27 protein-coding genes and 1 tRNA gene are annotated in these 26312 nt (G+C 54.0%); 8 read left to right on the top strand and 20 right to left on the bottom strand.

What is annotated here, in order from left to right:
• Positions 1-10 precede the first annotated feature (10 nt).
• From IAD09_08160 to ribD, 11 genes are all read right to left on the bottom strand, one after another.
• Positions 11-790 carry a UDP-2,3-diacylglucosamine diphosphatase gene (locus IAD09_08160; protein ID HIT82192.1) on the bottom strand — a complete coding sequence of 260 codons (780 nt, stop codon included), beginning with the start codon at positions 788-790 and terminating at the stop codon, positions 11-13.
• A 24-nt stretch (positions 791-814) separates the two neighbouring features.
• Positions 815-1129 (bottom strand): SUF system Fe-S cluster assembly protein, encoded by a 315-nt coding sequence (locus IAD09_08155; GenBank protein ID HIT82191.1) that lies wholly within the window; start codon positions 1127-1129, stop codon positions 815-817.
• 29 nt (positions 1130-1158) lie between these two features.
• Positions 1159-1563, bottom strand: coding sequence for a hypothetical protein (locus IAD09_08150; GenBank protein HIT82190.1), 405 nt, complete (start codon positions 1561-1563; stop codon positions 1159-1161).
• Positions 1564-1570: 7 nt separating this feature from the next.
• The gene (gene murI / locus IAD09_08145; GenBank protein HIT82189.1) at positions 1571-2416 is read right to left on the bottom strand and encodes a glutamate racemase; all 846 of its coding nucleotides are present in this window, start codon (positions 2414-2416) and stop codon (positions 1571-1573) included.
• A 54-nt stretch (positions 2417-2470) separates the two neighbouring features.
• Positions 2471-2974: an OmpH family outer membrane protein gene (locus tag IAD09_08140; GenBank protein ID HIT82188.1), complete on the bottom strand. Its 504-nt coding sequence runs from the start codon at positions 2972-2974 to the stop codon at positions 2471-2473.
• A 62-nt stretch (positions 2975-3036) separates the two neighbouring features.
• The gene (locus tag IAD09_08135) at positions 3037-3552 is read right to left on the bottom strand and encodes an OmpH family outer membrane protein (protein ID HIT82187.1); all 516 of its coding nucleotides are present in this window, start codon (positions 3550-3552) and stop codon (positions 3037-3039) included.
• Positions 3553-3625: 73 nt separating this feature from the next.
• The gene (gene bamA / locus IAD09_08130) at positions 3626-6286 is read right to left on the bottom strand and encodes an outer membrane protein assembly factor BamA (protein ID HIT82186.1); all 2661 of its coding nucleotides are present in this window, start codon (positions 6284-6286) and stop codon (positions 3626-3628) included.
• Positions 6286-7023, bottom strand: coding sequence for an isoprenyl transferase (locus IAD09_08125; protein HIT82185.1), 738 nt, complete (start codon positions 7021-7023; stop codon positions 6286-6288). Before IAD09_08125 ends, bamA begins: the two co-directional genes overlap by 1 nt.
• Before the next feature lie 46 nt (positions 7024-7069).
• Positions 7070-7747 (bottom strand): hypothetical protein, encoded by a 678-nt coding sequence (locus IAD09_08120; GenBank protein ID HIT82184.1) that lies wholly within the window; start codon positions 7745-7747, stop codon positions 7070-7072.
• Between the two features lie 91 nt (positions 7748-7838).
• Positions 7839-9371 carry a hypothetical protein gene (locus IAD09_08115; protein ID HIT82183.1) on the bottom strand — a complete coding sequence of 511 codons (1533 nt, stop codon included), beginning with the start codon at positions 9369-9371 and terminating at the stop codon, positions 7839-7841.
• A gap of 117 nt (positions 9372-9488) precedes the next feature.
• Positions 9489-10562 carry a bifunctional diaminohydroxyphosphoribosylaminopyrimidine deaminase/5-amino-6-(5-phosphoribosylamino)uracil reductase RibD gene (gene ribD, locus IAD09_08110; GenBank protein ID HIT82182.1) on the bottom strand — a complete coding sequence of 358 codons (1074 nt, stop codon included), beginning with the start codon at positions 10560-10562 and terminating at the stop codon, positions 9489-9491.
• 239 nt (positions 10563-10801) lie between these two features.
• Here ribD and prmC point away from each other — a divergent pair, with 239 nt between their 5' ends.
• The 7 genes from prmC (at position 10802) to IAD09_08075 (ending at position 15906) form a co-directional block, all read left to right on the top strand.
• On the top strand, positions 10802-11650 hold the full coding sequence (gene prmC / locus IAD09_08105) for a peptide chain release factor N(5)-glutamine methyltransferase (GenBank protein ID HIT82181.1): 849 nt from the start codon (positions 10802-10804) through the stop codon (positions 11648-11650).
• 14 nt (positions 11651-11664) lie between these two features.
• A complete protein-coding gene (locus IAD09_08100) occupies positions 11665-12150 on the top strand; it encodes a RecX family transcriptional regulator (protein HIT82180.1) in 486 nt (161 codons plus the stop codon).
• A gap of 136 nt (positions 12151-12286) precedes the next feature.
• Positions 12287-12823, top strand: coding sequence for a ComF family protein (locus tag IAD09_08095; protein ID HIT82179.1), 537 nt, complete (start codon positions 12287-12289; stop codon positions 12821-12823).
• Positions 12824-12950: 127 nt separating this feature from the next.
• On the top strand, positions 12951-13589 hold the full coding sequence (locus IAD09_08090; GenBank protein ID HIT82178.1) for an orotate phosphoribosyltransferase: 639 nt from the start codon (positions 12951-12953) through the stop codon (positions 13587-13589).
• Positions 13590-13622: 33 nt separating this feature from the next.
• Positions 13623-14036, top strand: coding sequence for an SRPBCC family protein (locus IAD09_08085; GenBank protein ID HIT82177.1), 414 nt, complete (start codon positions 13623-13625; stop codon positions 14034-14036).
• A gap of 15 nt (positions 14037-14051) precedes the next feature.
• Positions 14052-15395, top strand: a complete 1344-nt coding sequence (argH, locus tag IAD09_08080) for an argininosuccinate lyase (GenBank protein ID HIT82176.1) — start codon at positions 14052-14054, stop codon at positions 15393-15395.
• Between the two features lie 13 nt (positions 15396-15408).
• Positions 15409-15906 (top strand): hypothetical protein, encoded by a 498-nt coding sequence (locus IAD09_08075; GenBank protein HIT82175.1) that lies wholly within the window; start codon positions 15409-15411, stop codon positions 15904-15906.
• Positions 15907-16089: 183 nt separating this feature from the next.
• Here IAD09_08075 and IAD09_08070 read toward each other — a convergent pair whose 3' ends face one another.
• The 8 genes from IAD09_08070 to IAD09_08035 form a co-directional block, all read right to left on the bottom strand.
• A complete protein-coding gene (locus tag IAD09_08070) occupies positions 16090-17205 on the bottom strand; it encodes an ABC transporter permease (protein HIT82174.1) in 1116 nt (371 codons plus the stop codon).
• Positions 17206-17213: 8 nt separating this feature from the next.
• Positions 17214-18320 (bottom strand): ABC transporter permease, encoded by a 1107-nt coding sequence (locus IAD09_08065; GenBank protein ID HIT82173.1) that lies wholly within the window; start codon positions 18318-18320, stop codon positions 17214-17216.
• 1 nt (position 18321) lies between these two features.
• Positions 18322-19068 (bottom strand): ABC transporter ATP-binding protein, encoded by a 747-nt coding sequence (locus IAD09_08060; GenBank protein HIT82172.1) that lies wholly within the window; start codon positions 19066-19068, stop codon positions 18322-18324.
• On the bottom strand, positions 19058-19978 hold the full coding sequence (locus IAD09_08055; GenBank protein ID HIT82171.1) for an ABC transporter ATP-binding protein: 921 nt from the start codon (positions 19976-19978) through the stop codon (positions 19058-19060). The genes IAD09_08060 and IAD09_08055 overlap by 11 nt, the downstream gene beginning before the upstream one ends.
• A gap of 15 nt (positions 19979-19993) precedes the next feature.
• Positions 19994-20215 carry a hypothetical protein gene (locus tag IAD09_08050; GenBank protein HIT82170.1) on the bottom strand — a complete coding sequence of 74 codons (222 nt, stop codon included), beginning with the start codon at positions 20213-20215 and terminating at the stop codon, positions 19994-19996.
• A 4-nt stretch (positions 20216-20219) separates the two neighbouring features.
• Complete coding sequence (locus IAD09_08045; GenBank protein HIT82169.1) at positions 20220-21137, bottom strand: HlyD family efflux transporter periplasmic adaptor subunit; 918 nt, start codon at positions 21135-21137, stop codon at positions 20220-20222.
• A gap of 13 nt (positions 21138-21150) precedes the next feature.
• On the bottom strand, positions 21151-22425 hold the full coding sequence (locus IAD09_08040) for a TolC family protein (protein HIT82168.1): 1275 nt from the start codon (positions 22423-22425) through the stop codon (positions 21151-21153).
• A gap of 69 nt (positions 22426-22494) precedes the next feature.
• Positions 22495-23130, bottom strand: coding sequence for a TetR/AcrR family transcriptional regulator (locus IAD09_08035; GenBank protein HIT82167.1), 636 nt, complete (start codon positions 23128-23130; stop codon positions 22495-22497).
• A gap of 518 nt (positions 23131-23648) precedes the next feature.
• Between IAD09_08035 and IAD09_08030 the strand changes: the two genes are divergently transcribed.
• A tRNA-Leu gene (locus tag IAD09_08030) sits at positions 23649-23732 on the top strand.
• A gap of 248 nt (positions 23733-23980) precedes the next feature.
• Here IAD09_08030 and IAD09_08025 read toward each other — a convergent pair.
• Positions 23981-25888: a T9SS type A sorting domain-containing protein gene (locus tag IAD09_08025; protein ID HIT82166.1), complete on the bottom strand. Its 1908-nt coding sequence runs from the start codon at positions 25886-25888 to the stop codon at positions 23981-23983.
• Positions 25889-26312: the final 424 nt, after the last annotated feature.

Here is a 26312-nt window from a genome sequence, read left to right as displayed (position 1 = left end):
GGGAGACCTCTCAACAGGTCTCCCCTTCGATGTATTGTTCGAGAAACAGTTGTTCGCCGTCGAAACGGGCATAAGAAAAATGGTGAATCCAATCGCCGAGTATCACGACCCGACAGTCGCGGGCGAGCATCAAGTCGAGCATGATGTGGCGATGCCCGAAGATAAAGAAGTCGATATGCGGCGAAGGATTTTCGCGACTGTACTCCTTGGCATACCGCACCAGGAACTCATCGTCTTCTCCCTGATAAGGCAGGTCATCGCCATGTTTGCGGCTGTGCGACGACCATCGGTGGGCGAAGGCAACCGTCCAACGCGGGTGAATGGCCGAATAGAGTATCTGGCAGAAACGGCTGTGAAAAATGGCCCGTATCAGGCGGAAGGAAAACGGCGTGCGCCCCAATCCGTCGCCGTGGGCCAAATAGGCCGTGTAACGCCCCAGCGACACCAGGCAGGGCGACTTGTGCACAATGACCCCCAACTCGGCGGGGAGATAATCGAAAATCCAAATATCGTGGTTTCCGATGAACCAATGCACCTCGACCCCGCTGTCGGTGAGCTCGGCGATTTTGCCGAAGAAACGGGTAAATCCGCGAGGCACGACATACTTGTATTCATACCAGTAGTCGAGAATGTCGCCCAAGAGGTAGACGGTCGCGGCATCGTGCTTGATGGTGTCGAGCCAGCGCACGACACGCCGTTCCTGCTCCAACTGCTGGTCGTGCGTGAGCGTGCGTGTTCCCAAATGCAGGTCGGAGAGAAAATAGACGTTCGTTCTCATGGGGCTGGGCATCGGAGCGGAAAGGTTATCGGGCTATCAGAGGAAACCAAGTTCGAGTTTGGCCTCTTCGCTCATCATGTCCTTGTTCCACTCGGGTTCGAAGACAAGGTTGATTTGTGCCGAAGCGACCCCTTCGACACTTTCGATTTTCTGTTTTACGTCTTCGACGATAAAGTCGGCCGCGGGACAGTTGGGAGCCGTGAGGGTCATATCGATGACGACATGGGCGTCATCATCGACATCGACTTTGTAGATGAGGCCGAGGTCGTAGACATTGACCGGGATTTCGGGATCATATACGGTGCGCAACATCTTCACGATGCGCTCTTCGATTTCGAGGGTGTGTGACATTTCTTTCTTCGTTATTTTACGGGAAACAATCAATGTCGGCGGGGAGAGTGCCCGTCGTCTTTTTTCGACCCCGAGCGGCGGGGACGTCCGTTATGCGGTTTGAACGGCTCTTCGCGGTCGACCTTGTTGCGGAGACCGCCGCGGGTGCCGCGATGAGAGCGACGGGTCGGGGAGGTCTCTTCTTCCTCCACGGGGTAATGCGGGAGGGGGCGTTTCTTGGGTTTCGGCAACTTGGGGCGCTCGACAAAGGATTCGGGGTTGGGACGCAATATCTCACCGTCGATGCGCACGGTATCACCGGGCAAGACCTTGGTACCGGGCAAGGCGACCGCACCGTTGACTTCGACGCGGGCGTCATCGACCAACTTGTCGGCTTCGCGACGGGAGCAAAAACCGGTGTCGCTGATATACTTGTTGATGCGTACTTGTGCCATAAGACTATTATTCGAGGGTAAGACGGGTTACCGTCACTTTTTTCTGTAAAAATATCGAGGCAAGGGTCGAAAATTTCTCGGGCGACTCGGTGGTGTAGAACGTGCATTCTCCTCCTCGCTGGCAACGTTGTTCCATCTCGGGGTGGCGTCGCAGGTAGTCTTTGAGACTCTCGGCCACAATATCGCCCTGAACCAGCGGCTCGACTCCCTCGGGCAGATAACGGCGTATCTGGTGAAGCAGGAGCGGGTAATGGGTGCAGGCAAGTATCACGGTATCGATGTGCGCATCTTGGGCCATGAGTTCGTCGATGTATTTCTTGATGAAATAGTCGGCTCCCGGCGTGTCGTATTCGCGGTTCTCGACCAAGGGCACCCACATGGGGCAGGCTTCACCGAAGATTTGTATATGCGGGTAGAGTTTCTTGATTTCGAGGGTATATGAGCAAGACTGTATGGTGCCGAGCGTGGCGAGGACTCCCACCCGGCCGGTGCGGGTGACGTTTCCCACAATCTCGGCGGTGGGGCGGATTATGCCCAAGACGCGGCGGTCGGGCGCAATCTGCGGCAAATCGAGTTGCTGTATCGAGCGCAACGCCTTGGCCGATGCCGTGTTGCAGGCAAGTATCACCAGGCGGCACCCCATGGAGAAGAGCTTGACCACGGCTTGGCGGGTAAACTCATACACGACCTCGAACGAACGGGTTCCATAAGGGGCCCGCGCATTGTCGCCCAAGTAGATGTAATCATACTCGGGCAGCACTTTTCGGATTTTTTCCAAGATAGTCAGACCACCGTAGCCCGAATCGAAAATTCCGATAGGTCCGGGACGGTGGTCTGGCAGGAATGTCGGCATATCTTTCACGCAAAAATTTTTTTTCGGGTTAGACGGCCGCAATGCCGGTTGTTTTTATTGCAATCCCAATTTTGCTTTCACCAGGGGCGTCGCATCAATGGCTTGGCCTCCGGCATAAAGCACCGAAGGAATGCTCATGTCGAAGATGAAGGTGAAGCCGTTTTCCTGGCCGACAGCCTTCACGGCATTGGAGATTTTCTCTTGCAGGGGAGCCAAGAGTTTGGCCTGTTGCTCTTCGAGGTCACCGGTAGCCACTTCGCGGAAATTCTGAATGCGTTGTTGTATTTCCTGAATTTCCTGCATGCGACGTTGCTTGATGTTCTCGGGCATGGAATCTTGGCTGTTGACGAAGTCCTTGTACTTGTTGGTAAACTCTTCCTGCATCTTCATGAATTCGTTCTCGTATTGCTTCGAGAGGTCTTCGAGTTGTTTCTCGGCCGTGGCTTTCTCGGGCATGAGGTTGAATACATCGACGGTGTTTACGGTTCCGAATTTAAGGTTTTGGGCGGCAAGGCTCAAAGGCAATGCCAGGAAAGCAAGAATAAAAAGTTTCTTAATCATGATATGGTGTTATTATTATGTTTTTTTGTTGTCGTTTCGATAGGGCAAATGTAGGTAAATTATTTGGAATAACCCAACTTCGTCAGTACTTCGTTGCTGATGTCGATGCGCGGCGAGGCAAAAATAATGTTTGCCGACGAAGCCCGGTCTATGACCATCTGGTAACCCTTCCCTTCGGAAATCGATTTCACGGCTTCATAGATGTCGTCTTGTATGGGTTTCATGAGACTCTCACGCTTCTTGTAGAGCTCGCCTTCGGGGCCGAAATACTTCCGGCGCAAATCCTGCGTGGCCTTGTCTTGTGCCAGTATCTCCTCTTCCTTCTGCTGCTTCTGGGCATCGGTAAGGAACACGGCATTGGACTGATACTCCTTATACATCTCTTCCACTTTCTGAGCCTGGTCGGTAATCTCCTTTTCCCAACGGAGGGAGATTTGCTTCAACTGCTCATTGGCCATTTCATAGGCCGGTATGTTTTTGAGAATATACTCCATGTCGATGAGGGCAAACTTTTGCGCATTGGCCCCGACAAGGCCAAAAGCCAATACAGCCACTAAAAGAACGATTCGTTTCATAGGCTTTCTTTTTAGGGTTTGAGTTTTTCTTATACAACAATCGGTTTTGTATCCTGTTCTGCCGGGCTCCTCATCAGAACTCCTGTCCCAAGATGAAGTGGAGCTGGCTGCCGCTGATCTTGGCCGACGTGGGCAAAGCCTTGTCGAAACCATATCCCCAGTCGATACCCATGAGACCTATCATCGGGAGGAAGATGCGCACACCCACACCGGCCGAGCGTTTCAGTTTGAAAGGATTGACTTCTTTTACCTCGGTCCAGGCATTACCCGCCTCGGCAAATGCCAACGCATAAATGATGGTAGAGCCTTGCATCAGCACGGGGAAGTGCAACTCGGCACCCAAACGGGCGTAGGCATAACCCTCTTTTCCGTAGGGAGTGAGGGCTCCGTTCTCATAACCACGCAGGGCTATCGTCTCGGTGGCATAGTTGTAGGACGACCCGGTCATGCCGTCACCGCCCACATAGAAGGTCTCGAAGGGCGATTTCTTGTATTGGTTGTAAGAACCGAGGATTCCGAAATCGAAACGTCCCATCATCACGAGCGTATAGGTTTTGTCTTCTCCGAAACCGAACGATGCGAGGGGGAGGAAGAATTTGCTGTTGAACTTCCACTTGTGGTACTCAATCCAACGGTACATCTTCTGCTGGTCATCGGCGTTGGTAATATCGAGAGACGCATAATCGGTATTGTCGAAGAGCGAATAGGGCGGCGTGAGTTGCACCGAGAAGGAGAACTGCGAACCGCGGGTCGTGTAGTAGGGATTGTCGATGGAGTTACGCGCCAAGGTGAGTCCCAACGTGATGCTGTGCGACGTACCGTTCTGCATGCGGAAGAGGTACTCCCAGTTTTTGAGCTTATACAACTGGTAACTGAGGTCGGCCGAGAAGGTGAAGTAGTCATCGGGCCAAGTAAGTCGCTGTCCCAAGCCGACCGAGACGCCGAAGAGTTTGATATACTTGTCGGGGTCGATGGCATAGGTATAATCCGATGCGCTCGAATTGTAGCCGTAGAGGTAGTCGTAGTAGCTGTAATAGTTGTCGTTGTAGAACGAGGTACTCAACGCGGTCGATTTACTGTAATAGACCGAGAAGCTGAACGAGTTGGGGCGTTTGCCGCCAAACCACGGCTCGAAGAACGACATGCTGTAAGACTGGTAATAGCGGGCATTGGTCTGCACGCTGAGGGTAAGGGTCTGACCGTCGCCCTGCGGTATGATGCCTTTATAGGTCTTGGGGTTGAGCAGGTTCTTTATGGAGAAGTTGGTAAACTTCAAACTCAACCGGCCGATGATACCGGTCTGTCCCCAACCGGCCGAGAGCTCGACCTGATCGTTGGCTTTCGATTCGAGCACATAGGTAAGGTCTACGGTACCGTTCTCGTAATTGGGCTCGGGTTTCACGTCCATCGTCTCGGGATTGAAATGCCCCGACTGCATGATTTCACGCATCGAACGCATCAGCTCCGAACGGTTGAAGAGTTCTCCCGGCAGCGTACGCAACTCCCGACGCACGACATGCTCATAGAGGCGGTCGTTACCGGTAATGGTCACCTTGTTGATGGTGGCCTGTGGACCTTCGAGTATCGAAAGTTCGAGGTCGATGGAGTCATTCACGACATTATTCTCTATGGGGGTGATTTGGAAGAAGAGGTAACCGTTGTCCATATAGATGGTCGATATGGCATCTTCGTCGGTCTCGGTGCGCTCTTTGAGCAGTTTCTGGTTATAGACGTCACCGGGTTCGAGTCGCAGGACACGGTTGAGCTGGTCGGTCGTGTAGACGGTATTCCCCACCCAGTTGATGTTGCGGATAAAGTATTGGTCGCCCTCTTCGAGATCGATGTAGATGTCGACCGTTTTTTCGTCATAGGGCACGACACTGTCGGAGAGTATCACGGCATCGCGATAACCCAGCTCGTTGTACTTCCCGATAATGAGTTCGAGGTCCTCGGCATAACGTTCGGGCACGAACTTCTTGGGACGGAAGAGCGTGGGCAGATATTTGCGCTGACTGGTCTTTTTCATCGTGCGGTGCAGCTTGCGGTCGCTCAGCACCGTATTGCCGGTGAAATAGATCTTGTGTACCTTGATTTTTTCTTTCTTGTCGATGTCGATGTCGACAATGACCTGATTCTCGTGCGAGAGGTCATCTTTCTGATAGATGGTGACTTCGGCATTCTTGAAACCCTTGTCGTCGTAATAGCGTTTGATGAGGAGTTTGGCCCGGTCGATGAGGTTGGGGGTAATCTGGTTGCCTTTTATCAGGCCGAGGCGTTGTTCAAGTTCTTCGCGTTCCGACTTTTTTATGCCGATGTAGTTGACCTGCGAGATGCGGGGGCGTTGTTGCAGGGCAATGTTGAGCCACACCTTGTTGCCGGCCACCTTGGTTATCGAAATGGCAATGTCGGAAAAGAGGCCCTGTTTCCAAAACCGTTGAACGGCATTGGTGATGGCTTCGCCGGGAATCTCGATGACATCGCCCACCGAAAGGCCCGAATATCCGATGATGACAAAATCTTCGTAATTGTCGGTGGCTCCCGACACGGTAATGTCGGCTATCTCATATTTTCGGGGCAGGGCACCATAGTCGATGGCCGGATTGTAAATCGTATCGACCGGAGCACCCGTCTCCGCGAGTTGGGCCACCGCAGGGGTGGGAAGGAATAAGAAAAAGAGAAGCACGACCAGCAAGCCGACTTTCCCGAATGATATTTGGCAAGAGTGTGTTGGCATCATAATTGTTCACTGATTTTTCCGAAGCGGCGTTCGCGCGACTGATAATCACAAATGGCTTTGTAGAGGCTCTCCTCGTCGAAGTCGGGCCAATACTGGGGGGTGAAATAGAGCTCGGCATAGGCAGCCTGCCACAAAAGGAAATTGCTGATGCGGCACTCCCCCCCGGTGCGTATCAACAGGTCGGGGTCGGGAATCGCACGGGTCGTCAGGGCCGACGAGAGCATCGCCTCGTCGATTTGCTCCGGCTGCAACCGGCCTTGGGCCACACGCGCGGCCAACTCCCGGGCGGCACGCACCAACTCCCACCGCGCCGAGTAACTCAGGGCCAACACCAGCGTGAGGCCCGTATTGGCGGCCGTCTGCTGCATACACCGGTCGAGACGCTCCCGCACCTCGGCGGGCATGCGGTCGAGGTCGCCGATGGCCGTGAGGCGCACGTTGTTTTTCATCAGGTCGGGCGTCTCCTGCTCGATGGCCATGACCATGAGGGCCATGAGGGCATCGACCTCCTCCTGCGGACGCGACCAGTTCTCGGTCGAGAAGGTATAGAGGGTGAGATATTCGATTCCCAGGTTCCCGGCAGCCCGGGTTATGGTACGCACCGACTCTACGCCCTGGCGATGGCCGTAAGAGCGATCTTTCCCGCGTTCCTTGGCCCAGCGGCCGTTACCGTCCATGATGATGGCGATATGGCGGGGCAGGCGGTTTTTATCTATGCTGTCTTTGAGCGACATGTTCTCTATTGTCTAAATTAGGTTCATATATTGTCGCCGGGGCCTCTCAGAAGGCACTCGACGGATTGCAATCGACACACTTGCGACCGATGTCGTAGGTAATGGAAATCATCGTGAACGAATACCAGTCGGTGTTCTTGAACGCCGCACTGGTAATGTGATAGGGGTCATCGAGCTGCTTGCCGTCGAGCTTGTCGCCCAAAGTCTTGCGCATGGTAAACTCCAATCCGATGTTCCAACGCCGGGCGATTTTGTATTTCAGGCCGACTCCCATGGGAATTTGCAGGCTGAAATATCCGTCGCCTTTCCGCGGCACGGCGGAAAAACCGAGACCGGCCACGATATAGGGTGAGAAGCGGCGCGTTCCTTTGTAGGACTCTCCCACCCCGTAATGAAAGAAGTTGAACTCGGCCTGTGCCCCGAAGTCGAGCAGCGGCCGGCTGAACTCATATTGGGCGTTCCCCGGCAGGACGTTGTCCCAGCCTTCGGTCGACCCTTTCATGCGTGCCATCGACACGTTGTATTTCAATGCCCACCGGTAATTGATGTGCTGACGGAACATCACGCCGTAGGCACCGCCGGGATTGTGGAAGGGTCGGGTGTTGATATCACCGATATAGACCCCCATGCCGGCCGCGGCACCTATTTCGTAGAGATACTCTTGGGCCGAGAGGGGCAGCCAAGTACCCAACACCAAGAGTTGTATGATCCACCATTTTCTCATATTCAAGTTCCTCGTTTCAAGTCTCATGTATGAGAAACGCAACTCCGGCCGAAAAAATTATCCCTACTCCCCACTATTTTCACCTTCATTACTAAAAGGTAAAGCGCAGAATGACTCCGCGGCATATCTCGTCGAGCAGGTTGCCGTTCCTGTCATATCCGCCAAAGACATAGACATAAGGCACCGGCTCGTCGCCGCTGCGGGTCATGCGGCCGAGATAGGGTGTCTCGGCCCATCGCCACGTCGAGAGAGACTGGCCGGTGACCGAAGCCGGCTCCTCGCGAATGTAGGCCGAAGCGAAAGCGCGGGAGGTAAAGCCCATGTTCGACACATAAAGCGGGGTGCCTTTGGCGGCCTGTTCCCAATATCCTCCCAACGTGTTGGTGTAATAAAGGTCGTTACGGAGTCCCGAGGCATCTTTCCCGCCCAATATATAATAGTAGGTTTTGCGAATGAAGTAATCCGACTCGGCATCGTACTCGTCGTTGTAATAGGCAAAGAAGAGAGCGCCTTCGCGGGGCGAAACCGTAGCTCCGGCACCGCCCGCAATGCCGACATTGGAAATGGCGGCCCAACGTTCTCCGTCATAGGCCCAGATATGGCCGCAATAGGAATCGTCGGCACAACGGCCGCCGAAGAAATAAATTTGCGATGTGCCGTAAGAAGAATCGGCGTATGCGACCGTACTACTGAATCCCGATATGGGGAAGTCCTCGTCGATGAGTGCGTCCACGGTCGTCGTACCGCTTTCATAGGTGGCGTGATGATACCCCGAAGCCGAAGCTACCACGCCGGTGAGCCGTTGTTCCCACATACCGATAAGCGCCGAGAAACGGGCATCGGGCACGGGGCTCCACGAGAGACCGTCGGTCGAACGGCACAACTGCTGATTGCCATCGGCATCGGGCGCGCCGCACAGGGCAAAGAGCGTGTCGGCCGAGGCCACCAGCGTGCTTACCGACAGGGTATCGCCCCACGGGGTGAAGGCGGCGACATTGCATTCCGAGGCGGGAGCCGATGATGTGGCCAAGTTATATGCCGCGCCATCGGTGGTAAAGCAGTAGGCTTTCCCGCCGAAAGAGAGAGTTTTCTGTTCTTGGGGGTCGTCAAGCAACGTGGGCAGGGTATTGGCACCCAAAGTCGCCCACACCAGCGAGTCGGCCTGCACACGATGCACGCGCACCTCGATGCTGTAATCTTGCGAGGTAACCCCGTCGGCCGCCACGACCTTCATCTTCACATCGTTGTTGAAGTCGATGGAATCGTCTTCGTTTTCGAGATAATCGATGGTTTTGAGCAAGGAACCGTCGTCCTTGTTGAGAACGGTAATTTCGACACTCGACGGCGAATCGAAGGTCATATCGAGCACAAGCGCCGAGACATCGGTCCCATAAGGCAGCGAATCGGGGTTGAAAATCCGCCCGTTCACGAGGTCGATGGTAAAATAGCGATACGCCAGATTGGTGAGCACCGTAATGTCGGGAGACAGAGCAAAGGTGCGCACCATCGTGTTGGTATAGGACGTGTATATGAGATCGGAATCGTCATCAGAATTGCAGGCCGAAAAGCCGCACAACAAAAGTCCGATGCAAACCGGCAACAGAAAAAGTCTCGATAGTTTCATTCTTGCGAAAGAGATTACTTGATACAAGGTTGCAAAATTAGAAAGATTTTCGGCTTTTTCTTCTTCGCACCGAGATTATTATAATAATTTATAAATAAAGCAGGACGATTTGTGTCTTTATGACAAATTTTCGGACCGCACATAGTGCTCGACCCTGCGAGAGCCATATTCCGTGACACCCGAAAGGGCTGCCGAGACAAGCCGGGGCGCCCGCACTCCGTCGTCCAAATCAAAGGGTGCCGTCTCGACATGAGCCTCGTTCCAAAGACCGGCATCGATAAACGATTGCAAGGTGGCGGCACCGCCCTCCACCAACAAGGAGGTAACCCCCTCGCGATAAAGCGACGCCAACAGTTGAGGAACGACGGGCTGTGAAAAATCGAGCACCGAATAATGCACATTCGGGGGCAGCAAGGAGGCATCAGGCTCAGAACCGGTCACCAGCTCGGTAGGCAGGCCGTCGGTGAGCAGCGGCGATGAGGGTGGTAGTGCGATATTTTTTCCCAGGACGACCCGCAGCGGGGAACGACGTCCCGGCCACAGCCGCAAAGTGAGTGTGGGGTTATCGAGCCACGCTGTGCGTGCGCCCACCAATATGGCATCGCACCCGGCCCGCAGACGATGGACGAAGAGCGAAGTCTGCGCGTCGGAGAAGCGACACGGAGCCTCCTCGGGTCGGCGGCGGCGGTCGATAAAACCGTCGCGGCTCTGCGCCCACTTCAAGACGACATAGGGCCGCTGCCGCTCATGGGCCGTCATAAACGCGGCATTCAAAGCCCGGCATTCGGCTTCGAGCATCCCGGTGACGACCTCCACACCGGCTTCCCGCAACATGGCGACCCCCCGACCCGAAACCGAGGGGAACGGGTCGAGACACCCCACGACGACACGGGGTATTTTCTTCTCGATGATCAGCCGGCTGCACGGCGGCGTCTTGCCATAATGGGAGCAGGGTTCGAGCGAGACATAGAGTGTGGAGCGGGAGAGGCACTCGGGGTCACGCACCGATGCCACGGCATTGACCTCGGCATGGGGCCCGCCGAATTGCCGGTGATACCCTTCTCCCACGATTTTCCCGTCACACACGATGACCGCACCCACCATGGGGTTGGGCGACACCCGCCCACGGCCGCAGGCGGCCAGTTGCAGACAACGCCGCATATATTGCATATCATTCTCCCGATTTTCCATCGTTCTATTTTTTGCTGTCGTTAAAAATTACCGTGTCACACCGAGCGGAAAAAAAGTGATTTTTTCAGAAGACAGGAGGCGGCTCGGCATAGTCAAACTCGAAAACTTCGTTTTCCCGCCAGTTTCTGCTCTCGCCTTTCGCTATCTTTTCAGAAGACAGGAGACGGCTCGGCATAGTCAAACTCGAAAACTTCGTTTTCTTGTTTGTTTCTGCTCTCGCCTTTCGCTATCTTTGTGTCATGCAAAAGACAACCCGATATATCAAAGACTCGCTCGATGGCCTCTACCCGCCCGAAGAGATACGCGCCCTGACCCGCATTTTGTGGGAAGAGGTGTGCGGCTTCTCTCCCGTGGAGGTAATCTTGCACAAAGATAAGATTTTGGACGAAAGTAGCCGAAAAAAAATCGAAGTTATCGTCGAAAAACTCCGGCAGCACGAGCCGATTCAATATATCTTGGGACACACCCGTTTCGGCGGGCTGCGTTTCGGCGTGGCTCCCGGCGTACTCATTCCGCGCCCCGAAACCGAGGAACTGACAGCTCTTGTCGTTGATGAAAACAAAGAAAAACGACCTTCAAAAACCATCGACATCGGCACCGGAAGCGGCTGCATCGCCATCACCCTCGCCCACCACTTTCCCGATTGCCGGGTCGAGGGGTGGGACATCTCGGCCGACGCGTTGCGCATTGCCGAAAAGAACAACAGAGACTTAGGTACCCGGGTAACGTTTCTGCAACGCGACATCTTGCACTACACGCCCCCGACCGAAGAGCACGGCAGTTGCGACCTCATCGTCAGCAACCCGCCTTACATCGTCCCCTCGGAAATGGCCGACATGGAACCGCAGGTTCTCGACCACGAACCGCATACGGCCCTGTTCGTTCCCGAAAACGACCCGCTGCTGTTCTATCGCGCCATTGCCATCACCGCCCGGCAGCTCCTGCACCCGGGAGGGAAACTCTACCTCGAAATCAATCCGCTTTTCGCCTCGGCGACCGCCGACCGGCTTCGCGCCGAAGGATTTGGCCACGTCACGATTATCCGCGACTTGTCAAATCGTGAGCGATTCGTCACGGCCACCCGATAAACCCATTTGCCCCGATGAAAAAACCCCTCACCCCCGACGAAGCCCTCTACCGGGCAGCAGCCCTCTGTTCCACGGCCGAAAGATGTGCGAACGAAATCGAAGAAAAACTGGCCGGCTGGGGCATTCCCCCCACAGCCGCCTCCAACATCATCGAACATCTCAAACGCGAAGGCTACATCGACGAGGCGCGTTATTGCCGGAGTTATGTGCACGACAAGATACGGTTCGACCGCTGGGGGCGACTGAAAATCGCGGCCGCCCTGCGGCAAAAAAAAATATCGGGCGAAGCCATTGCCGATGCCCTCTCGCACATCGACGAGGAAGCATACCGTGCCGGACTGCACGAGTTACTGGACCGCAAACGGCAACAACTCGGGAACACCGGGAACCCGTCCGAGCGAGCCAAGCTGGTGCGTTTTGCCCTGTCCCGGGGATTTGAACCGGGGATTGTCTTCCCCATTTGCGGAGAGAACGACCATGAAACATCGTATGACGACTGACGCCCTTCTCGACCTGCTGTTTCCCCGCTTGTGCGTCGTATGCGGCCGACGGCTGCAAAGCGACGAGCCGCACTTGTGCCTGCACTGCCTGCAACACCTGCCGCGCACCAAATTCCACGAAGAGACGGAACATGCCATGGAACAGTTGTTCAGGGGGAAAGCCGACATCGACGCCGCTTTTGCCCTGTTTTATTCCACCCCCCACTCCGGCTACCGGAATCTGCTGCACCACATCAAATACCACAACGGGAAAGAATGCGCCCGCTACTTGGGACAGTTCTATGCCCGGGAGCTTCGCGCAAGCGGGCAACTCGACGACATCGACTTCATCATACCCGTTCCCCTGCACCGCTCCCGGTTGCGGAAGCGCGGCTACAACCAAAGCGAATGGATTGCCCGCGGCATTGCCGACGTGAGCGGCATCGCCGTCGACACCCACAGCCTCATACGCCGCAAATCCAATCCGTCGCAGACTCACCTCTCCCTCTACGAACGCTGGCTCAACACCCGCGACATCTTTGTTCTCTCGCCCAGGCACACCTGCACCGGCCGTCATATCCTCCTTGTCGACGACATCGTCACGACAGGAGCCACACTCCTGGCCTGCACCGAGGCATTACAGGCCGCCAAACCGGCCGGCATATCACTTTTTGCCCTCTCATTCGCCCGTTAAAAATAGTGTACGAAATTTCCTTTTTTATTTTTTCTATTCTCGTTCTTTTCACTATCTTTGTGTGCCGCAAAATGCCAATCCGGCATTTCAACAACCCCTATACCCCATCGAATAAAAAAGGAAAATTATGAAAACATTGGAGCGTTTAGTTGCTGAGAAATTATTGAAAATCAGTGCCGTAAAATTGCAACCCGCATTGCCGTTCACTTGGGCATCGGGCTGGAAATCGCCCATCTACACCGACAACCGAAAAACGCTTTCGTATCCCGCCATACGGAGCTTTATCAAAATAGAACTCTGCCGCCTCATCTTGGAGCGGTTTGAAAACATCGACGCCATTGCCGGCGTCGCCACCGGAGCCATCGCGCAAGGCGCCCTCATCGCCGAGCAACTGGGATTACCCTATGTCTATGTGCGTTCGGCCCCCAAAGACCACGGCCTCGAAAACCTCATCGAAGGAAACTTGATTCCCGGCCAACGCGTCGTCGTCATCGAAGACCTCATCTCCACGGGCGGCAGCAGCCTCAAAGCCGTCGAAGCCATACGCAACGTGGGCTGTGAAGTAGTGGGTATGGCCGCCATCTTCTCCTACCGTTTCCCCGTCGCCGAAGAACGGTTCAAAGCCGCCAAGGTCGATGTCGTCACCCTCAGCAACTACGAAGCCGTGCTCGAAGCCGCCCTCAAAACCGGATACATCACCGACGACGACCTCGAAACACTGAAAGAGTGGCGCAAAGACCCCGCCTCCTGGAACGCCGGGAAATAATTCAAGATTTTCTTTAAAACAGACTTTAAACCGATGACCTCCTTTGAAAGCCCTGTAAAAACCATCGCGGCAAATGTCGAGACGGTATTTGAGATGTTGTCCGACCTTTCCAACCTCGAACGCCTGCGCGACAGAATCCCCGAAGACAAAATATCCGATTTCCATTGCGACCGCGACAACTGCAAATTCTCGGCCAGCCCGGCCGGGAACATTGCCCTGCGCATTGTCGAAAGGGAACCCCACAAAACCATCAAGCTCGAAACGGTGGAGTCGCCCATACCCTTCTTTATCTGGATACAGCTGCTCCCCACCCCCGAAGACAACACGGCCATGAAAATCACCCTCCGCGCCGAGTTGAATCCCTTCATTCGAGGTATGATTTCCAAGCCCCTGCAAGAGGGCGTCAACAAAATTGCCGAGGTCATCACACTCATTCAGTTCTATTAAAAAGCACTCCGCTCAATGGCACAGAAACTTTGGGAAAAAAACGTGCAAGTCGATGCCGGCATCGACCGCTTCACCGTGGGAAGAGACCGTGAAATGGATCTCTACCTCGCCCCCTACGACATACTCGGCTCCATCGCCCACATCATCATGCTCGAAAGCATAGGGCTCCTCACCCGCGACGAGCTCGACACCCTCACCGCCGAGCTGCGCCGCATCTATGCCGTTGCCGAAGCCGGAGAGTTTGCCATCGAAGAGGGCATTGAAGACGTTCATTCGCAAGTCGAGCTCATGCTCACCCGCAAATTGGGCGACATCGGCAAGAAGATACACAGCGGACGCAGCCGCAACGACCAGGTGCTGGTCGACCTGAAACTTTTTATCCGGTCGGAACTGCAACAAATCGTGGAGCTCACCGACCACCTCTTCACGACCCTCATCGCCCAAAGCGAGAAATACAAAGAGGTGCTCATGCCGGGCTACACCCACCTGCAAGTAGCCATGCCCTCCTCGTTCGGGCTGTGGTTCGGCGCCTATGCCGAGAGCCTCGTCGACGACCTTACCGTGTTGCTGGCCGCTTATAAGGTGAGCAACCGCAACCCGCTGGGCTCGGCAGCCGGCTACGGCTCGTCGTTCCCCCTCAACCGCAGCCTCACCACACAGCTGCTGGGCTTCGACTCGATGAACTACAACGTCGTCTACGCCCAAATGGGTCGCGGGAAAACCGAACGCATCGTGGCCTCGGCCCTCGCCTCCATCGCCGCCACCCTCGCCAAACTGGCTTTCGACGCCTGCCTGTTCAACTCGCAAAACTTCGGCTTCATCAAGCTGCCCGACGCCTACACCACCGGGTCGAGCATCATGCCCCACAAGAAAAACCCCGACGTATTCGAGCTCACCCGCGCCAAATGCAACAAGATACAGGCACTGCCCTACCAAATCACCCTCATTGCCAACAACCTGCCGTCGGGATACTTCCGCGACCTGCAAATCATCAAGGAGGTGTTCCTCCCCTCGTTCGACGAGCTGAAAGACTGCCTGCGCATGGTCGAGCAGATGATGAGCCGCATCACCGTCAACGACCACATTCTCGACGACAAGCGCTATGACCCCATTTTCAGCGTCGAAGAGGTAAACCGTCTCACACTCGAAGGCACCCCCTTCCGCGACGCCTACAAGCAGGTGGGCCTGCGCATCGAGGCCGGAGACTTCACCCCCGACAAGAACCTGCACCACACCCACGAAGGCAGCATCGGCAACTTGTGCAACGAGCAGATTACCGCCCTCGAAAAACAGGTCGTGCAGGACTTCGACTTCGGGAAGACCCGAACCGCATTCGACGCCCTGCTGGGTCGCCGGTAAAAACCTCCGCACCATGTCACGCCACGTTCCTTTCCGCCATCTGCTCGGCTGTTGCCTGCTCGCCGCTTCGTACCTTCTCACCGGGTGCGACAACTACGACGACCAACGCCTGCCCGCCCGCCCCGTGCACATCGAGATATACTCGGCACAATGGAGCGTCTACGGTGTCCATGGATACATGGAGTGGCAGACCTTTGTCAAGAATACCCTGCCCAAGGGATACTCCTGGGCAGCCAACAGCTATTCGGGTTTCGGCGGCGTGTTGCTCATCTGCGGGCTCAACAACCAACTTCTCGCCTACGACATGGCCTGCCCCGTCGAGTGCAAAAGCAACGTGCAGGTAACCATCGACGAAGAGGCCGGTGTGGCCGTGTGCAACGCCTGCGGCTCGACCTACGACGTGTTCAACGGCTACGGGCAACCCCTCTCGGGCCGCGCCCAAGAGAAGAAATACGGGCTCACCTCCTATCAGGTGACCTACACCTCGACCGGCTACCTCATTACCCGGTAAGAGATTCCCCCCACGACATAAAACACCCAAGGTCCGTGACAAATCAAGATTTGTCACGGACCTAGTCATTTGCAGACCTGTCAGGTGATTTTTCCCAACGTTCGGCACCTCCCCATCAAGCCCCGTAATGCAACGATTTCCCCTTAAACAGAACCGCCGCCGTGAGACCACGGAGATGGTTGCTCAGGCATTCTTCTTATAACTGAAAACCGCCCAAAGGCTCAACACCAAAGCGAAACTGCACAAGGCCATGAATTGCGGAATAAGCTCCATAAACGCACTGCCTTTGAGGTAAACCAGCCGCATCACCTGCATGAAATATTTCAGAGGGTTAAGCACCGTTATGGCCTGTGCCCAACCGGGCATACTCGACACGGGTGTAAAGAGTCCGCTCATCAGAATAAAAATCATGATGAAGAAAAACATCACAAACATCGACTGCTGTATGGTATCGGAATAGTTGGAGATGACCAGCCCGAAACCCGAGACCACCAATACATAGACACTTGCAAAGAGAAATATCGTGAAGAGGCTTCCCTCGGGATAGATACCGTAGACGAGTGCCGCCAAAATCATGCAAAGGGCCAATACCAAAAAGCCGATAACCCAGTAAGGTATGAGCTTGGCCAGGACAAAATAAGATTTCTTCACCGGTGTAACATTGATCTGCTCAATGGTGCCGGCCTCCTTCTCTCCCACGATATTGAGCGAAGGCAGGAAGCCGGCCAACATCGTAAGCAACATGACCATGAGGGCCGGAACCATAAACACTTTGTAGTCGAGGTGTGGATTGAAGCGGTATCGGGGCTCTACGTCAAAAGCGGGTATGGCCCCGAATGCCGCCATCTCGCCGACATATTCGACCCGCAGGTCGGAGGCATAGTCGTTCAGTATCGACGACATGTATGAGGCACCCAACATTCCCTTGGTGCCATTGACGGCATTGGCCCGAATCGAAACGGCACCGGTTTCGCCCTTGACCATCGACTTCTCGAAGTCGACCGGAATTTCGAGAATGAGATCGGCCTCTCCCGACTCGATGCTGTGCATCGCCTCCTTGTCCGAAGCAGAAACGTCGGAGAGACGGAAGTAGCCCGACGAAACCACCTTCTCGACCAGCCGCGCCGACGTTGTCGTGTGGTCATTATCGATAACGCTCAATTTCACATTCTTTATCTCCTGGTCGGCCGCCCAGGGAAAGACAAGCATCACCATCAGCGGCATCATGAGTATGAATCGCGGTATGAAGGAGTTGCGAGCGATTTGCTTGAACTCCTTTTCGATGAGGAACTTCAACATGGCTGTCTTTAACTTAATCGGGTTTTAAACTTTTTGAGACTCAACGCCAACAGGAATCCGGTCATGAGCAGCAACACGCCCAACTCACGGAGCACAAACTCCATGCCGACGCCCTGTATCATGATTTTCTTTATGGCCTCGATATACCAGCGCGCCGGTACGGCGGCCGAAATCCATTGCAACACAGCGGGCATGCTCTCGATGGGGAACACCATGCCCGAGAGTATCATCGTAGGCATCAGCAGCCCCATGCCCGAGGCAAGAATGGCAGCCATCTGCGTGTCGACCATCGTAGAGATGAGCAGACCCAAAGACAGAGCCAAAAAGATGAACACCAACGAAATAAACATGAGCAAGAAGAGGTTTCCGGCCACGGGCACATGCAACACATAAACCGAGAGCAAAAGTATCATCAGCAAATCGAGAATCGACAATACGAAATAGGGTACCGACTTGGCCAGGATTATGTAGACAGGCTTCATGGGAGAAGCCAGCAGCACCTCCATGGTGCCCGTCTCCTTCTCGCGCACGATGGCGATGGAGGTCATCATGGCACAAATGAGCATGAGTATCATCCCCATCACCCCGGGTACAAAGTTGTAGGCACTCTCGGACTGGGGGTTGAAGAGCATCTTTATCTCGGGCATGATGCGGAACGGGAGGCTGCCCTGCTCGGCAAGCGACTGCTGATAAAGGGCCAATATGTTCGAAGCATAGGCCGTAATCATCGACGCCTGGTTGGGCTCGGTACCATCGGTGACAAGCTGCACCGAGGCTTCGCCGGTGTGCAGGAGATTCTCGGCAAAATTTTCATTGAACACGATAACCAGACTGATGCGACCATACTTGAAGACCTCATTGATGTCATCGACTTCGGCAAGTTCGTCGTCGAGCACAAAATAGGGACTGGTGCGAAACTTCTCGACAATCTGGCGAGTCACCACATCTTTCGACGGGTCATAAACGGCCACCTGCACATCTTTGACCTCGTTGGTGAGGGCAAAACCGAACAGCAGAATCTGCACGACCGGCAACCCGAGCAATATCAGCATCGTGCGCTTGTCGCGGAAGATGTGATAGAATTCTTTCCTTACAAACGATATGAACTGTTTCATGTCAATCTCCTTTCCGTGTTGCTTCCCTGGCGAGGCGGCGGAACACCTCGTCCATCGATTCCGCGCCGAACTGATGCCGCAGATTGGCCGGCGAGTCGAGCGCCTTTATTTTTCCGTCGACCATAATCGACACCCGGTCGCAATACTCGGCCTCGTCCATATAGTGGGTGGTGACAAATACCGTAATGCCCCGCTCGGCCGCCTGATAGATGAGTTCCCAAAACTGCCGCCGGGTAACCGGGTCGACTCCGCCGGTAGGCTCGTCGAGAAAAACAACTTTCGGCTCGTGGAAAATCGATACCGAAAACGAGAGTTTCTGTTTCCACCCCAACGGCAACGACTTCACCAGCACATCGCGCTCGCTCTCGAAACCCAATTCGTGCAAGATGCGATCGGTCTCGGACGCGATTTTCCGGGTACTCATGCCGTAAATACCGCCAAAAAGGCGCAGATTTTCCCACACTTTGAGGTCTTCATAGAGCGAGAATTTCTGGCTCATGTATCCGATGTTCTTCTTCACCTCTTCGGATTGCCGGGCAATGTCGAAGCCGGCCACGCTGCCCGAGCCCGACGTGGGGCGGCTCAGGCCGCACAACATGCGCATGGCCGTCGTCTTACCGGCGCCGTTGGCCCCGAGAAAGCCGAATATCTCGCCCCGCTTCACATCGAACGTGATGTGGTCGACGGCCGTGAAATCGCCAAACATCTTGGTGAGCTCGTCGGTGCGTATAACAATATTATTTTCCATCTTTCGCGACTTTTGACAACAACATGAAACAATCTTCGACCGAAGGTTTTATCTCGGCAATTTCGACCGCGGTGTGTCCTTTCGATACCAGATGGGCCGAGAGACCTTCTACGGCCGAACGGTCGTCGAAGGAAGCATGACAGGTGGCCCCGAAAGAGAATGCCGAGTCGATGCCGGGGTAGGTGCGCAAATCGTCCAGCAACTGGTGCATGCGGGCCGACTGCACGGCAAAGAGCGCCTTGGGATAACGCGCCACGATATGGGCCGGGGTGTCGATTTGGAGAAAACGTCCGTTTTGAATGAGGGCGATACGGTCGCAAAGCGATGCCTCGTCCATGTAAGGCGTCGACACCAGAATGGTCAGCCCCTGTTTTTTGAGCTTCATGAGCATCTCCCAGAACTCTTTGCGGGATACAGGGTCGACTCCCGTAGTAGGCTCGTCGAGAAAAAGCACCGTGGGCTTGTGTATGAGGGCACAGCTCAGAGCCAGTTTCTGTTTCATGCCGCCCGAAAGGTTTCCTGCCTTGCGATGCTTGAACGGTTCGATTTGCCGGTAAATGTCGGCAACGAGATGGTAGTTCTCCTGGATGGTCGTGTTGAACACGGTGGCAAAAAAGGAGAGGTTCTCTTCGACCGACAAGTCTTGATAGAGCGAGAAACGCCCCGGCATGTAACCGATGCGGTTGCGTATCTGCCGGTAATCTTTCACCACGTCGAGACCGGTAACGGTAGCCGTCCCGGCATCGGGCAGAAGCAGCGTGGTGAGAATGCGGAAAAGCGAGGTCTTCCCCGCTCCGTCGGGGCCTATGATGCCGTAGATTTCACCGGGCAGGACATCGAAAGAGACATCGTTCAACGCCTGCACCCGGCCATAGGACTTACTGAGATGTTGCACCGAAACACTATACATGGGTTATCGTCTGGGTTATTCGTTTTCTCTCGTGGGCGTTACCAGTTCGGCCAGGAGCACACCGCCGCCATGGTACACGACGACAAGTTTGTCTCGCATGTGCCAACCGAGGGAGAGCGACACATGGTCGACCTCATAACAGGTCTGCGCGGCAATTCCCTGCACACTCATGCGCCGCTCGTCGAGCAGGAGCTGCCAAATGCGACAGACCTTGTCGCTCATACTCGGTTTTACCATAAGCCTACTTCTTTGCTATTTTTATCTCTCCATACATGCCGCGTTTGATATAGCCGTCGTTTTTCACGGCGATTTTCACGGCATATACCAGGTTGGCACGTTCGTCACGCGTCTGAATGGTCTTGGGGGTAAACTCGGCCTTGTCCGAAATCCAGGTCACGGTACCGGCATACTCGCGGCGGCCCGATTCCCCTTCATCGGCAAAAACCCGCACAGGCTGACCTATCTTCATCACCGTCAACTGGCCGGCCGTCACATAGGCCCGCAAAAAAAGATGCTCGATGTCGGCCACCTTGAAGAGCGAACGCCCCTGCGTGGCCAACTCGCCGGGCTCGGCATACTTGGTGAGAATCGTCCCGGTGATGGGGCTCGAAATGCGGTTTTTGGCAATCTGGTCTTCGATTTGCGCAATCTGCGCCGAGAGTCCGAGCAACTCTCCGGCCACGCTGCGGTTATTGTTTTCGAGCGACTCGATTTGTGCCGAGAGCTGCTTTTCGAGCAAGGCAATTTGGGCATTGATGTCGTCGAGCTGCTTTTGGTTGGCAGCGTTCGACTTCACGAGATTTTCGAAGCGAAGTTGCTCGCGCTTCTGCGTCTCTATCTGCTGTTGCAGCGAAGCCACCTGGCGGGGAATATCATAACGGCGGCTCGCGACCGCGAGACGATTGGCCTGCAACTGTTCTTTTCTGAGATGGAGTTGCACCGTATCGATGTGCCCCAGGAGAAATCCGGCCGTCACCTCCTGCCCCTCTTCGATGTTGAGCTCGACGATTTCACCGGCTCCCTGCGCCGAAACAACCACCTCGGTCGCCTCGAAGACCCCCGATGCGTCGTATTCGCCATCGTTGTTGCGGCAAGAAGAGAAAAGCAATAGTGACAGGGCTGCCGGGAGGGCGATTTTCTTGATTCCTGTTGTATTCATAACATCGCATTTATTAGTTGTTGGTAATATATTTCAGGTCATAAATAGAGAGGAGCAACTCGATTTCGTGAAAAATCTTCTCCTGTTCGGCCATTTGCTGGGCATTGACGTCGCGCATAAAGTCGGTGCCCGAGAGCGTGCCGTTGGCCATCTTGGCCGCCGAAGCCTCTTTTACGGCCGTGCGCAACGCGACTATCTCATCGTCGTAACGCAACTGCTCGACATAACGGGTGATTTCGTTGTTTTTCTGTGCCCGGTCGATGTCGAGATTGAAGAGGAAGGTCTCGCGCTGCAACTCCACGCCGCGAATACCCTCTCGCAACTGCCGCTTACTGGTGCGCCGGGTATAGAAACCTCCCAGGTTCCACGAGAGTTTGAGGCCGGCCACATAATAGGCGGCAAACTCATCTTCGAGCATATTCAGTCCGGGCTTGCCGTACCCGCCGGTAAAAAAGAGACCGAGTTTCGGCATCAAGCCCGAGACAACCGACTTGTCTTGTGCTTGCAGATTGGCTATCTGTGAATCATAGAGCAACAGTTCGGGCCGGTTTATCCGCTCGGCCGGCGAAGGCGAAGGCATCGGTTTCACAAACTCGGCATCGGGGGCAATCTCCTCCCCGATGAGCCGGGCCAGCATCTCGACATAGGCCCGCCGCGTCGTCTCATACTGTATGCGGCTCTGCTGCGCTTTGAGGCGGCTGATTTTCACGGCATCGAGGTCGGCCTGGTTACCGACGCCATTGGCGACATACGACTCCACCTGTCGGAGATTGCGTTCGAGCTCCTCCTGGTACAACGTGTTTTGGCGTATCTGGGCATCGGAAAGCAATATGCCAAAGAAAAGCTGATTGACCCGTGCGCGTATTTGATACAGCGCCACGTCGGTGTTTTTCTTTTCAACTTCGGCCGACGTGCGTATCTCTTCTTTGCGCGAACGTATGGTTCCACCGTCCCACACCGTTTGGGTCACATCGATAGTCGCCCCATACTGGTCGCGGCTCAACGTGGGTATGTCGACCCCCGAAATACCCAAACTCGAAAAGTCAAACGGCAACCGGGTGACGTCGGATTGATACGAGGCTTTGGCCGAAAACGAAACCTGCGGCACATATCCCTTGGAGGCATTCGCGAGGTTATACTCACGGCTTTTCTCTATAAGGTCATACTGCTTGATAAGGGGATAATTGGCCTGGGCCTTTCGATAGCACTCTTCTATCGTGATTTGTCCCGCGCACGGCAATCCCAAACAGAACGAGACAAAGACGACAAGAATTTTTTTCGTGTCCATATGATAGGTTATGATAGGTTTATTAGGTTGTTTTTCATTCGATTTTTGAGGGCAAGGCAACGGCACCTCTCACACAGGCTCAAAAGGTGATTTCCGAATCTGACGCAACAAGATTTCTACCACCTCCGGTTTTCGCTTGTCGAGCTGTTCGTCGAGTTGTTCGTCGGTGAGGTCGAGCACACGCTGCAACACCGGGGCAATAATAAAAGGAGCCATGTCGAGTGAGACCAGCGTCAAAATCACATTCAACGTCGAGACAGGCCGCGCGGCGCCCTTCTCGATCTCCTCATGCAACGCCTCGTCGATTATACCGAAAATCTTCACCATATATTGCTTTATCTTGTCGAGTATCGGAGCGACGCGCACCGGGTCGGAGAGCACCTCTTTCAGCAGGAACGGGACCAAACGGGGATTTTTGCGAAAGAGCTCGAAATGCACCTCAACCATCTGGGAGATTCTCTCTTCGAGCGTTTGTGCCGTCAAATTGATGTCGAGAAAATGGGTCGCAATAAACTTTACCTTCTCTTCGAAGATTTGCACGAAAAGGTTGTCCTTGGTGCGGTAATAATAATGCAGCAGAGCCTGGTTGCACCCGGCACGTTGCGCAATCTGCTTGGTCGTAGTCTGCTCAAATCCTTGTTCGAGAAAAAGCTCCTCAGCGGCTTTGAGTATGGCCTGCCCGGTATTTGTTTCTTCGTTTTTCATTATCTGACAATAAATTAATCAATCGATTTAATTACAAAATTAAATCGCACACTTAATAGTTTCAAATTTTTAGCACGAAAAAATTATCAGCCCGACCAAACAAACGGGGAATGAGCCTCAACAAACAAGAAGAGCCGTTCTCCATCAGCCTTGGACGCCTCCGCCAGAGAGCTGAATATCAATAAAGACGACCGGCAAACGCCAACTTTCGGGATAGAAACGGTCCCTCAAACCAATATCAAAAAACGTCAAAAGACATTCCGTGTTTGAGTCCTACACCCAAGACAAAGGGGCGGTCGGGCCACACAAACACACCTCCTCACCGGCAAAGCCGGAGGGCACCATCGTATTCAAAGCCGCGCAACGCAAAAAATCTCAAAAGAGCCATATTGTTTTTTCACGAATAAGCACTATCTTTGCCGACGGAAAGCCCCCAAGGCCGCAATGGGCACGACAAAAGCCGGCTGCTGCGACCCCAGGATTTCCGGGCCGGAACACAAACCGATTTCCGCAAGGAAGCTCGAATGGTGGAATGGTAGACACGAAGGACTTAAAATCCTTTGGCCATTGCGGCTGTGCGGGTTCGAGTCCCGCTTCGAGTACAGAGAGCCACGCAGAATATTCTGCGTGGCTCTCTTGTTTTTACTGCTCCAAACCTTTGCGGCAAGATTCTTTTCATTATATCACTCTTTGCAATATTCTGCTCCTTCGATTTATGGTGTCATGTTTTGTGCGCTATCGTTTTTCGTGATGGCATTATCGGACAGGCCGGTTATAAAAACCGCCGCCGCAGAATCCTGCGGCGGCGGAGATATTTCGTTCCTATAAAGGAATCGTGTGAACGTCCCGATTAGAGGATAACACGTTGTACCTGGTTACCGGCTTTTACAAGATACATGCCGCGGGGCAGCGTGATGGCGGTGTCGGAGGTTCCTTGGCTCATGAGTGCGCCACTGAGGCTGTAAACTTCTACTTTTACCGTTTGAGCAGCCTTTACATAGAGTACGCCGTTCTGAGCGTAGATGAGAGCCGAGGTGTTGTCGGCACTTTCGTTGATTACTGCGCTACCGGCATCTTTCTTGGTTGCGGTGGCAGCCGTGATGTTGATCGACTCGTTGGCAACGTTGTCCTTAACGGTAAAGCTGGCATCGTCGAAGAGAATCTCGGTGGCCGATTTTACCGACATGTAAACCTCGCTGGTGAGTTCCCAGGTTCCTACCGTCTGAGCGGAGATAACGATGCGGCGGTCGGCCTGGTTGTAGGTGGCCTTGAAAGCGGCATCGGCTATACCCCACATGCCGGTGATGGTGAGGGCATTTTCACCGTTGGCGGCATCGGCTGCAATGGTGAAGTCGAAGTCGGTGTAACGGGCTGTCGTCTTGGGATCTTCGGTAGGCAGAGGCCAACCCATAGACCAAGAGTAATAGTAACCTTCGGTGGCTACCAGAGAGTAGGTACCCAGCACGTCGGACAGGGGTACATCTACCTGTACGGTCTTGGTAAGAGTGGCTCCACTAAAAAGTATTGCATCGCCGAAGAACGAAGCAATGCCGAATACGGCATCGGTCGAGAGGCTTCCGTCGGCGTTCACCGTGAAGGCGAAAGAGCCTTGTTCGGTGTAACCTTCACCGCCCAGCATGTCGAAGTTGTCGTTCAGATATTGACCGAATGCTACGGTTATTTTCTGCGAAGCGGCATCGTATGTTCCCACGAAAGAGTTGGCCGATGCGACAAAGTTACTGAATTTCACCTCGTTCTCATTATCGGTAAGACTGACAACGACATCGAACTCCGTAGGCAAGCTATTGGGATTTTCACTTACACCGGCGGCTACAAACGTATAGGTTCCTGCCAACTGGTCAATAGCCGAAGACGCCACTTCCTTGGTTGCCGTGGCAGCCGCGATGTTGATAGCTTCGTTGGTGGTATTGTCTTTAACGGTGAAACTGGCATCGTCGAAGAGAATCTCGGTGGCCGATTTTACCGACATGTAAACCTCGCTGGTGATGTCCCAGTTTCCTACCGTCTGAGCGGAGATAACGATGCGGCGGTCGGCCTGGTTGTAGGTGGCCTTGAAAGCGGCATCGATACCCCACATGCCGGTGATGGTGAGGGCATTTTCACCGTTGGCGGCATCGGCTGCGATGGTGAAGTCGAAGTCGGTGTAACGGGCTGTCGTTTTGGGGTTGTCGGTGGGCATGGGGAAGAACGACGACATGTCGAAATAATTTCCCTCGGTAGCTACCAGAGAGTAGGTACCCAGCACGTCGGACAGGGGTACATCTACCTGTACGGTCTTGGTAAGTGTGGCACCCGTGTAGAGTACCGGGCTTCCCCAGAACGAACTGATACCGAATGTGGCATCGGTCGAGAGGCTGCCATCGGCATTCACCGTAAATTCGAGAGAGCCGGTCTCGGCATAAGCCTCACCGCAGAAAACATCGAAATCGTCGTTCAGCAACTGACCGAACGCCACGGTTATTTTCTGCGAAGCGGCATCAAATGTTCCCACGAAAGAGTTGGCCGATGCAACGAAGTTGCTGAATTTCACCTCGTTCTCATTATCGGTAAGACTGACAACGACATCGAACTCCGTAGGCAAGCTACCGGGATTTTCACTTACACCGGCGGCTACAAACGTATAGGTCCCGGCCAAGTCATCGAGCGTAACGGCAGCTTGTGCGGGGCGTGCCGAGAAGGCAAGCAAGGCCACAGCCACAAGCGTAAACAATGTTTTGAAGGAGTTTTGTTTCTTCATACGCAGAAATTTAAAATGTTAAGGATCTTATTTTAAAAAGAAAAGATTTCGGCACTATATCGTTGCAAATATATACAAAGTTTGCGAAACTGCTTACTATGTGATTTTATTTTTTTTGTTTTGTATAAAGTGGTAATTATGGATAAGTGGTTAATATACAACGAAAAGAGTGGTTTTGTGAAAGGCGCATAATACTTTTTAACTACGAAAACGTGCATTATAGGGCATGAAATTAAAGAGAAAATAAATTCTTTTTTCTATGTTTGCATAGCATAATACGGCGACATAAACCGAAATCTCCCTTAACCTAAGCAGAAAACTATTGAAAACTGTCGCATTTCCATGCATAAAGAACCTTGGAAGAGGGTAATTCCGGGAATTAGACTATACGTCTTGCGACAATCGACGTTGTAAACCAGATTCT

The sequence above is a fragment of the Candidatus Caccoplasma merdavium genome, from assembly GCA_018715595.1.
Lineage (GTDB): Bacteria > Bacteroidota > Bacteroidia > Bacteroidales > UBA11471 > Caccoplasma > Caccoplasma merdavium.
Note: the sequence above shows the minus strand (reverse complement) of the source record. Positions and strands in the feature narration are given on the sequence as shown.

What these genes read in the sequence shown, in the direction of transcription:
- IAD09_08150 (HIT82190.1), bottom strand. Translation starts at nt 1,563, where the DNA reads ATGGCACAAGTACGCATCAACAAGTATATCAGCGACACCGGTTTTTGC.
- IAD09_08070 (HIT82174.1), bottom strand. Translation starts at nt 17,205, where the DNA reads ATGTTGAAGTTCCTCATCGAAAAGGAGTTCAAGCAAATCGCTCGCAAC.
- IAD09_08045 (HIT82169.1), bottom strand. Translation starts at nt 21,137, where the DNA reads ATGAATACAACAGGAATCAAGAAAATCGCCCTCCCGGCAGCCCTGTCA.
- ribD (HIT82182.1), bottom strand. Translation starts at nt 10,562, where the DNA reads ATGGAAAATCGGGAGAATGATATGCAATATATGCGGCGTTGTCTGCAA.
- IAD09_08115 (HIT82183.1), bottom strand. Translation starts at nt 9,371, where the DNA reads ATGAAACTATCGAGACTTTTTCTGTTGCCGGTTTGCATCGGACTTTTG.
- IAD09_08085 (HIT82177.1), top strand. Translation starts at nt 13,623, where the DNA reads ATGACCTCCTTTGAAAGCCCTGTAAAAACCATCGCGGCAAATGTCGAG.
- IAD09_08060 (HIT82172.1), bottom strand. Translation starts at nt 19,068, where the DNA reads ATGGAAAATAATATTGTTATACGCACCGACGAGCTCACCAAGATGTTT.
- IAD09_08135 (HIT82187.1), bottom strand. Translation starts at nt 3,552, where the DNA reads ATGAAACGAATCGTTCTTTTAGTGGCTGTATTGGCTTTTGGCCTTGTC.
- IAD09_08095 (HIT82179.1), top strand. Translation starts at nt 12,287, where the DNA reads ATGGAACAGTTGTTCAGGGGGAAAGCCGACATCGACGCCGCTTTTGCC.
- bamA (HIT82186.1), bottom strand. Translation starts at nt 6,286, where the DNA reads ATGCCAACACACTCTTGCCAAATATCATTCGGGAAAGTCGGCTTGCTG.
- IAD09_08035 (HIT82167.1), bottom strand. Translation starts at nt 23,130, where the DNA reads ATGAAAAACGAAGAAACAAATACCGGGCAGGCCATACTCAAAGCCGCT.
- IAD09_08155 (HIT82191.1), bottom strand. Translation starts at nt 1,129, where the DNA reads ATGTCACACACCCTCGAAATCGAAGAGCGCATCGTGAAGATGTTGCGC.
- IAD09_08065 (HIT82173.1), bottom strand. Translation starts at nt 18,320, where the DNA reads ATGAAACAGTTCATATCGTTTGTAAGGAAAGAATTCTATCACATCTTC.
- argH (HIT82176.1), top strand. Translation starts at nt 14,052, where the DNA reads ATGGCACAGAAACTTTGGGAAAAAAACGTGCAAGTCGATGCCGGCATC.
- IAD09_08055 (HIT82171.1), bottom strand. Translation starts at nt 19,978, where the DNA reads ATGTATAGTGTTTCGGTGCAACATCTCAGTAAGTCCTATGGCCGGGTG.
- IAD09_08075 (HIT82175.1), top strand. Translation starts at nt 15,409, where the DNA reads ATGTCACGCCACGTTCCTTTCCGCCATCTGCTCGGCTGTTGCCTGCTC.
- IAD09_08100 (HIT82180.1), top strand. Translation starts at nt 11,665, where the DNA reads ATGAAAAAACCCCTCACCCCCGACGAAGCCCTCTACCGGGCAGCAGCC.
- IAD09_08050 (HIT82170.1), bottom strand. Translation starts at nt 20,215, where the DNA reads ATGGTAAAACCGAGTATGAGCGACAAGGTCTGTCGCATTTGGCAGCTC.
- murI (HIT82189.1), bottom strand. Translation starts at nt 2,416, where the DNA reads ATGCCGACATTCCTGCCAGACCACCGTCCCGGACCTATCGGAATTTTC.
- IAD09_08090 (HIT82178.1), top strand. Translation starts at nt 12,951, where the DNA reads ATGAAAACATTGGAGCGTTTAGTTGCTGAGAAATTATTGAAAATCAGT.
- prmC (HIT82181.1), top strand. Translation starts at nt 10,802, where the DNA reads ATGCAAAAGACAACCCGATATATCAAAGACTCGCTCGATGGCCTCTAC.
- IAD09_08025 (HIT82166.1), bottom strand. Translation starts at nt 25,888, where the DNA reads ATGAAGAAACAAAACTCCTTCAAAACATTGTTTACGCTTGTGGCTGTG.
- IAD09_08040 (HIT82168.1), bottom strand. Translation starts at nt 22,425, where the DNA reads ATGGACACGAAAAAAATTCTTGTCGTCTTTGTCTCGTTCTGTTTGGGA.
- IAD09_08160 (HIT82192.1), bottom strand. Translation starts at nt 790, where the DNA reads ATGCCCAGCCCCATGAGAACGAACGTCTATTTTCTCTCCGACCTGCAT.
- IAD09_08120 (HIT82184.1), bottom strand. Translation starts at nt 7,747, where the DNA reads ATGAGAAAATGGTGGATCATACAACTCTTGGTGTTGGGTACTTGGCTG.
- IAD09_08125 (HIT82185.1), bottom strand. Translation starts at nt 7,023, where the DNA reads ATGTCGCTCAAAGACAGCATAGATAAAAACCGCCTGCCCCGCCATATC.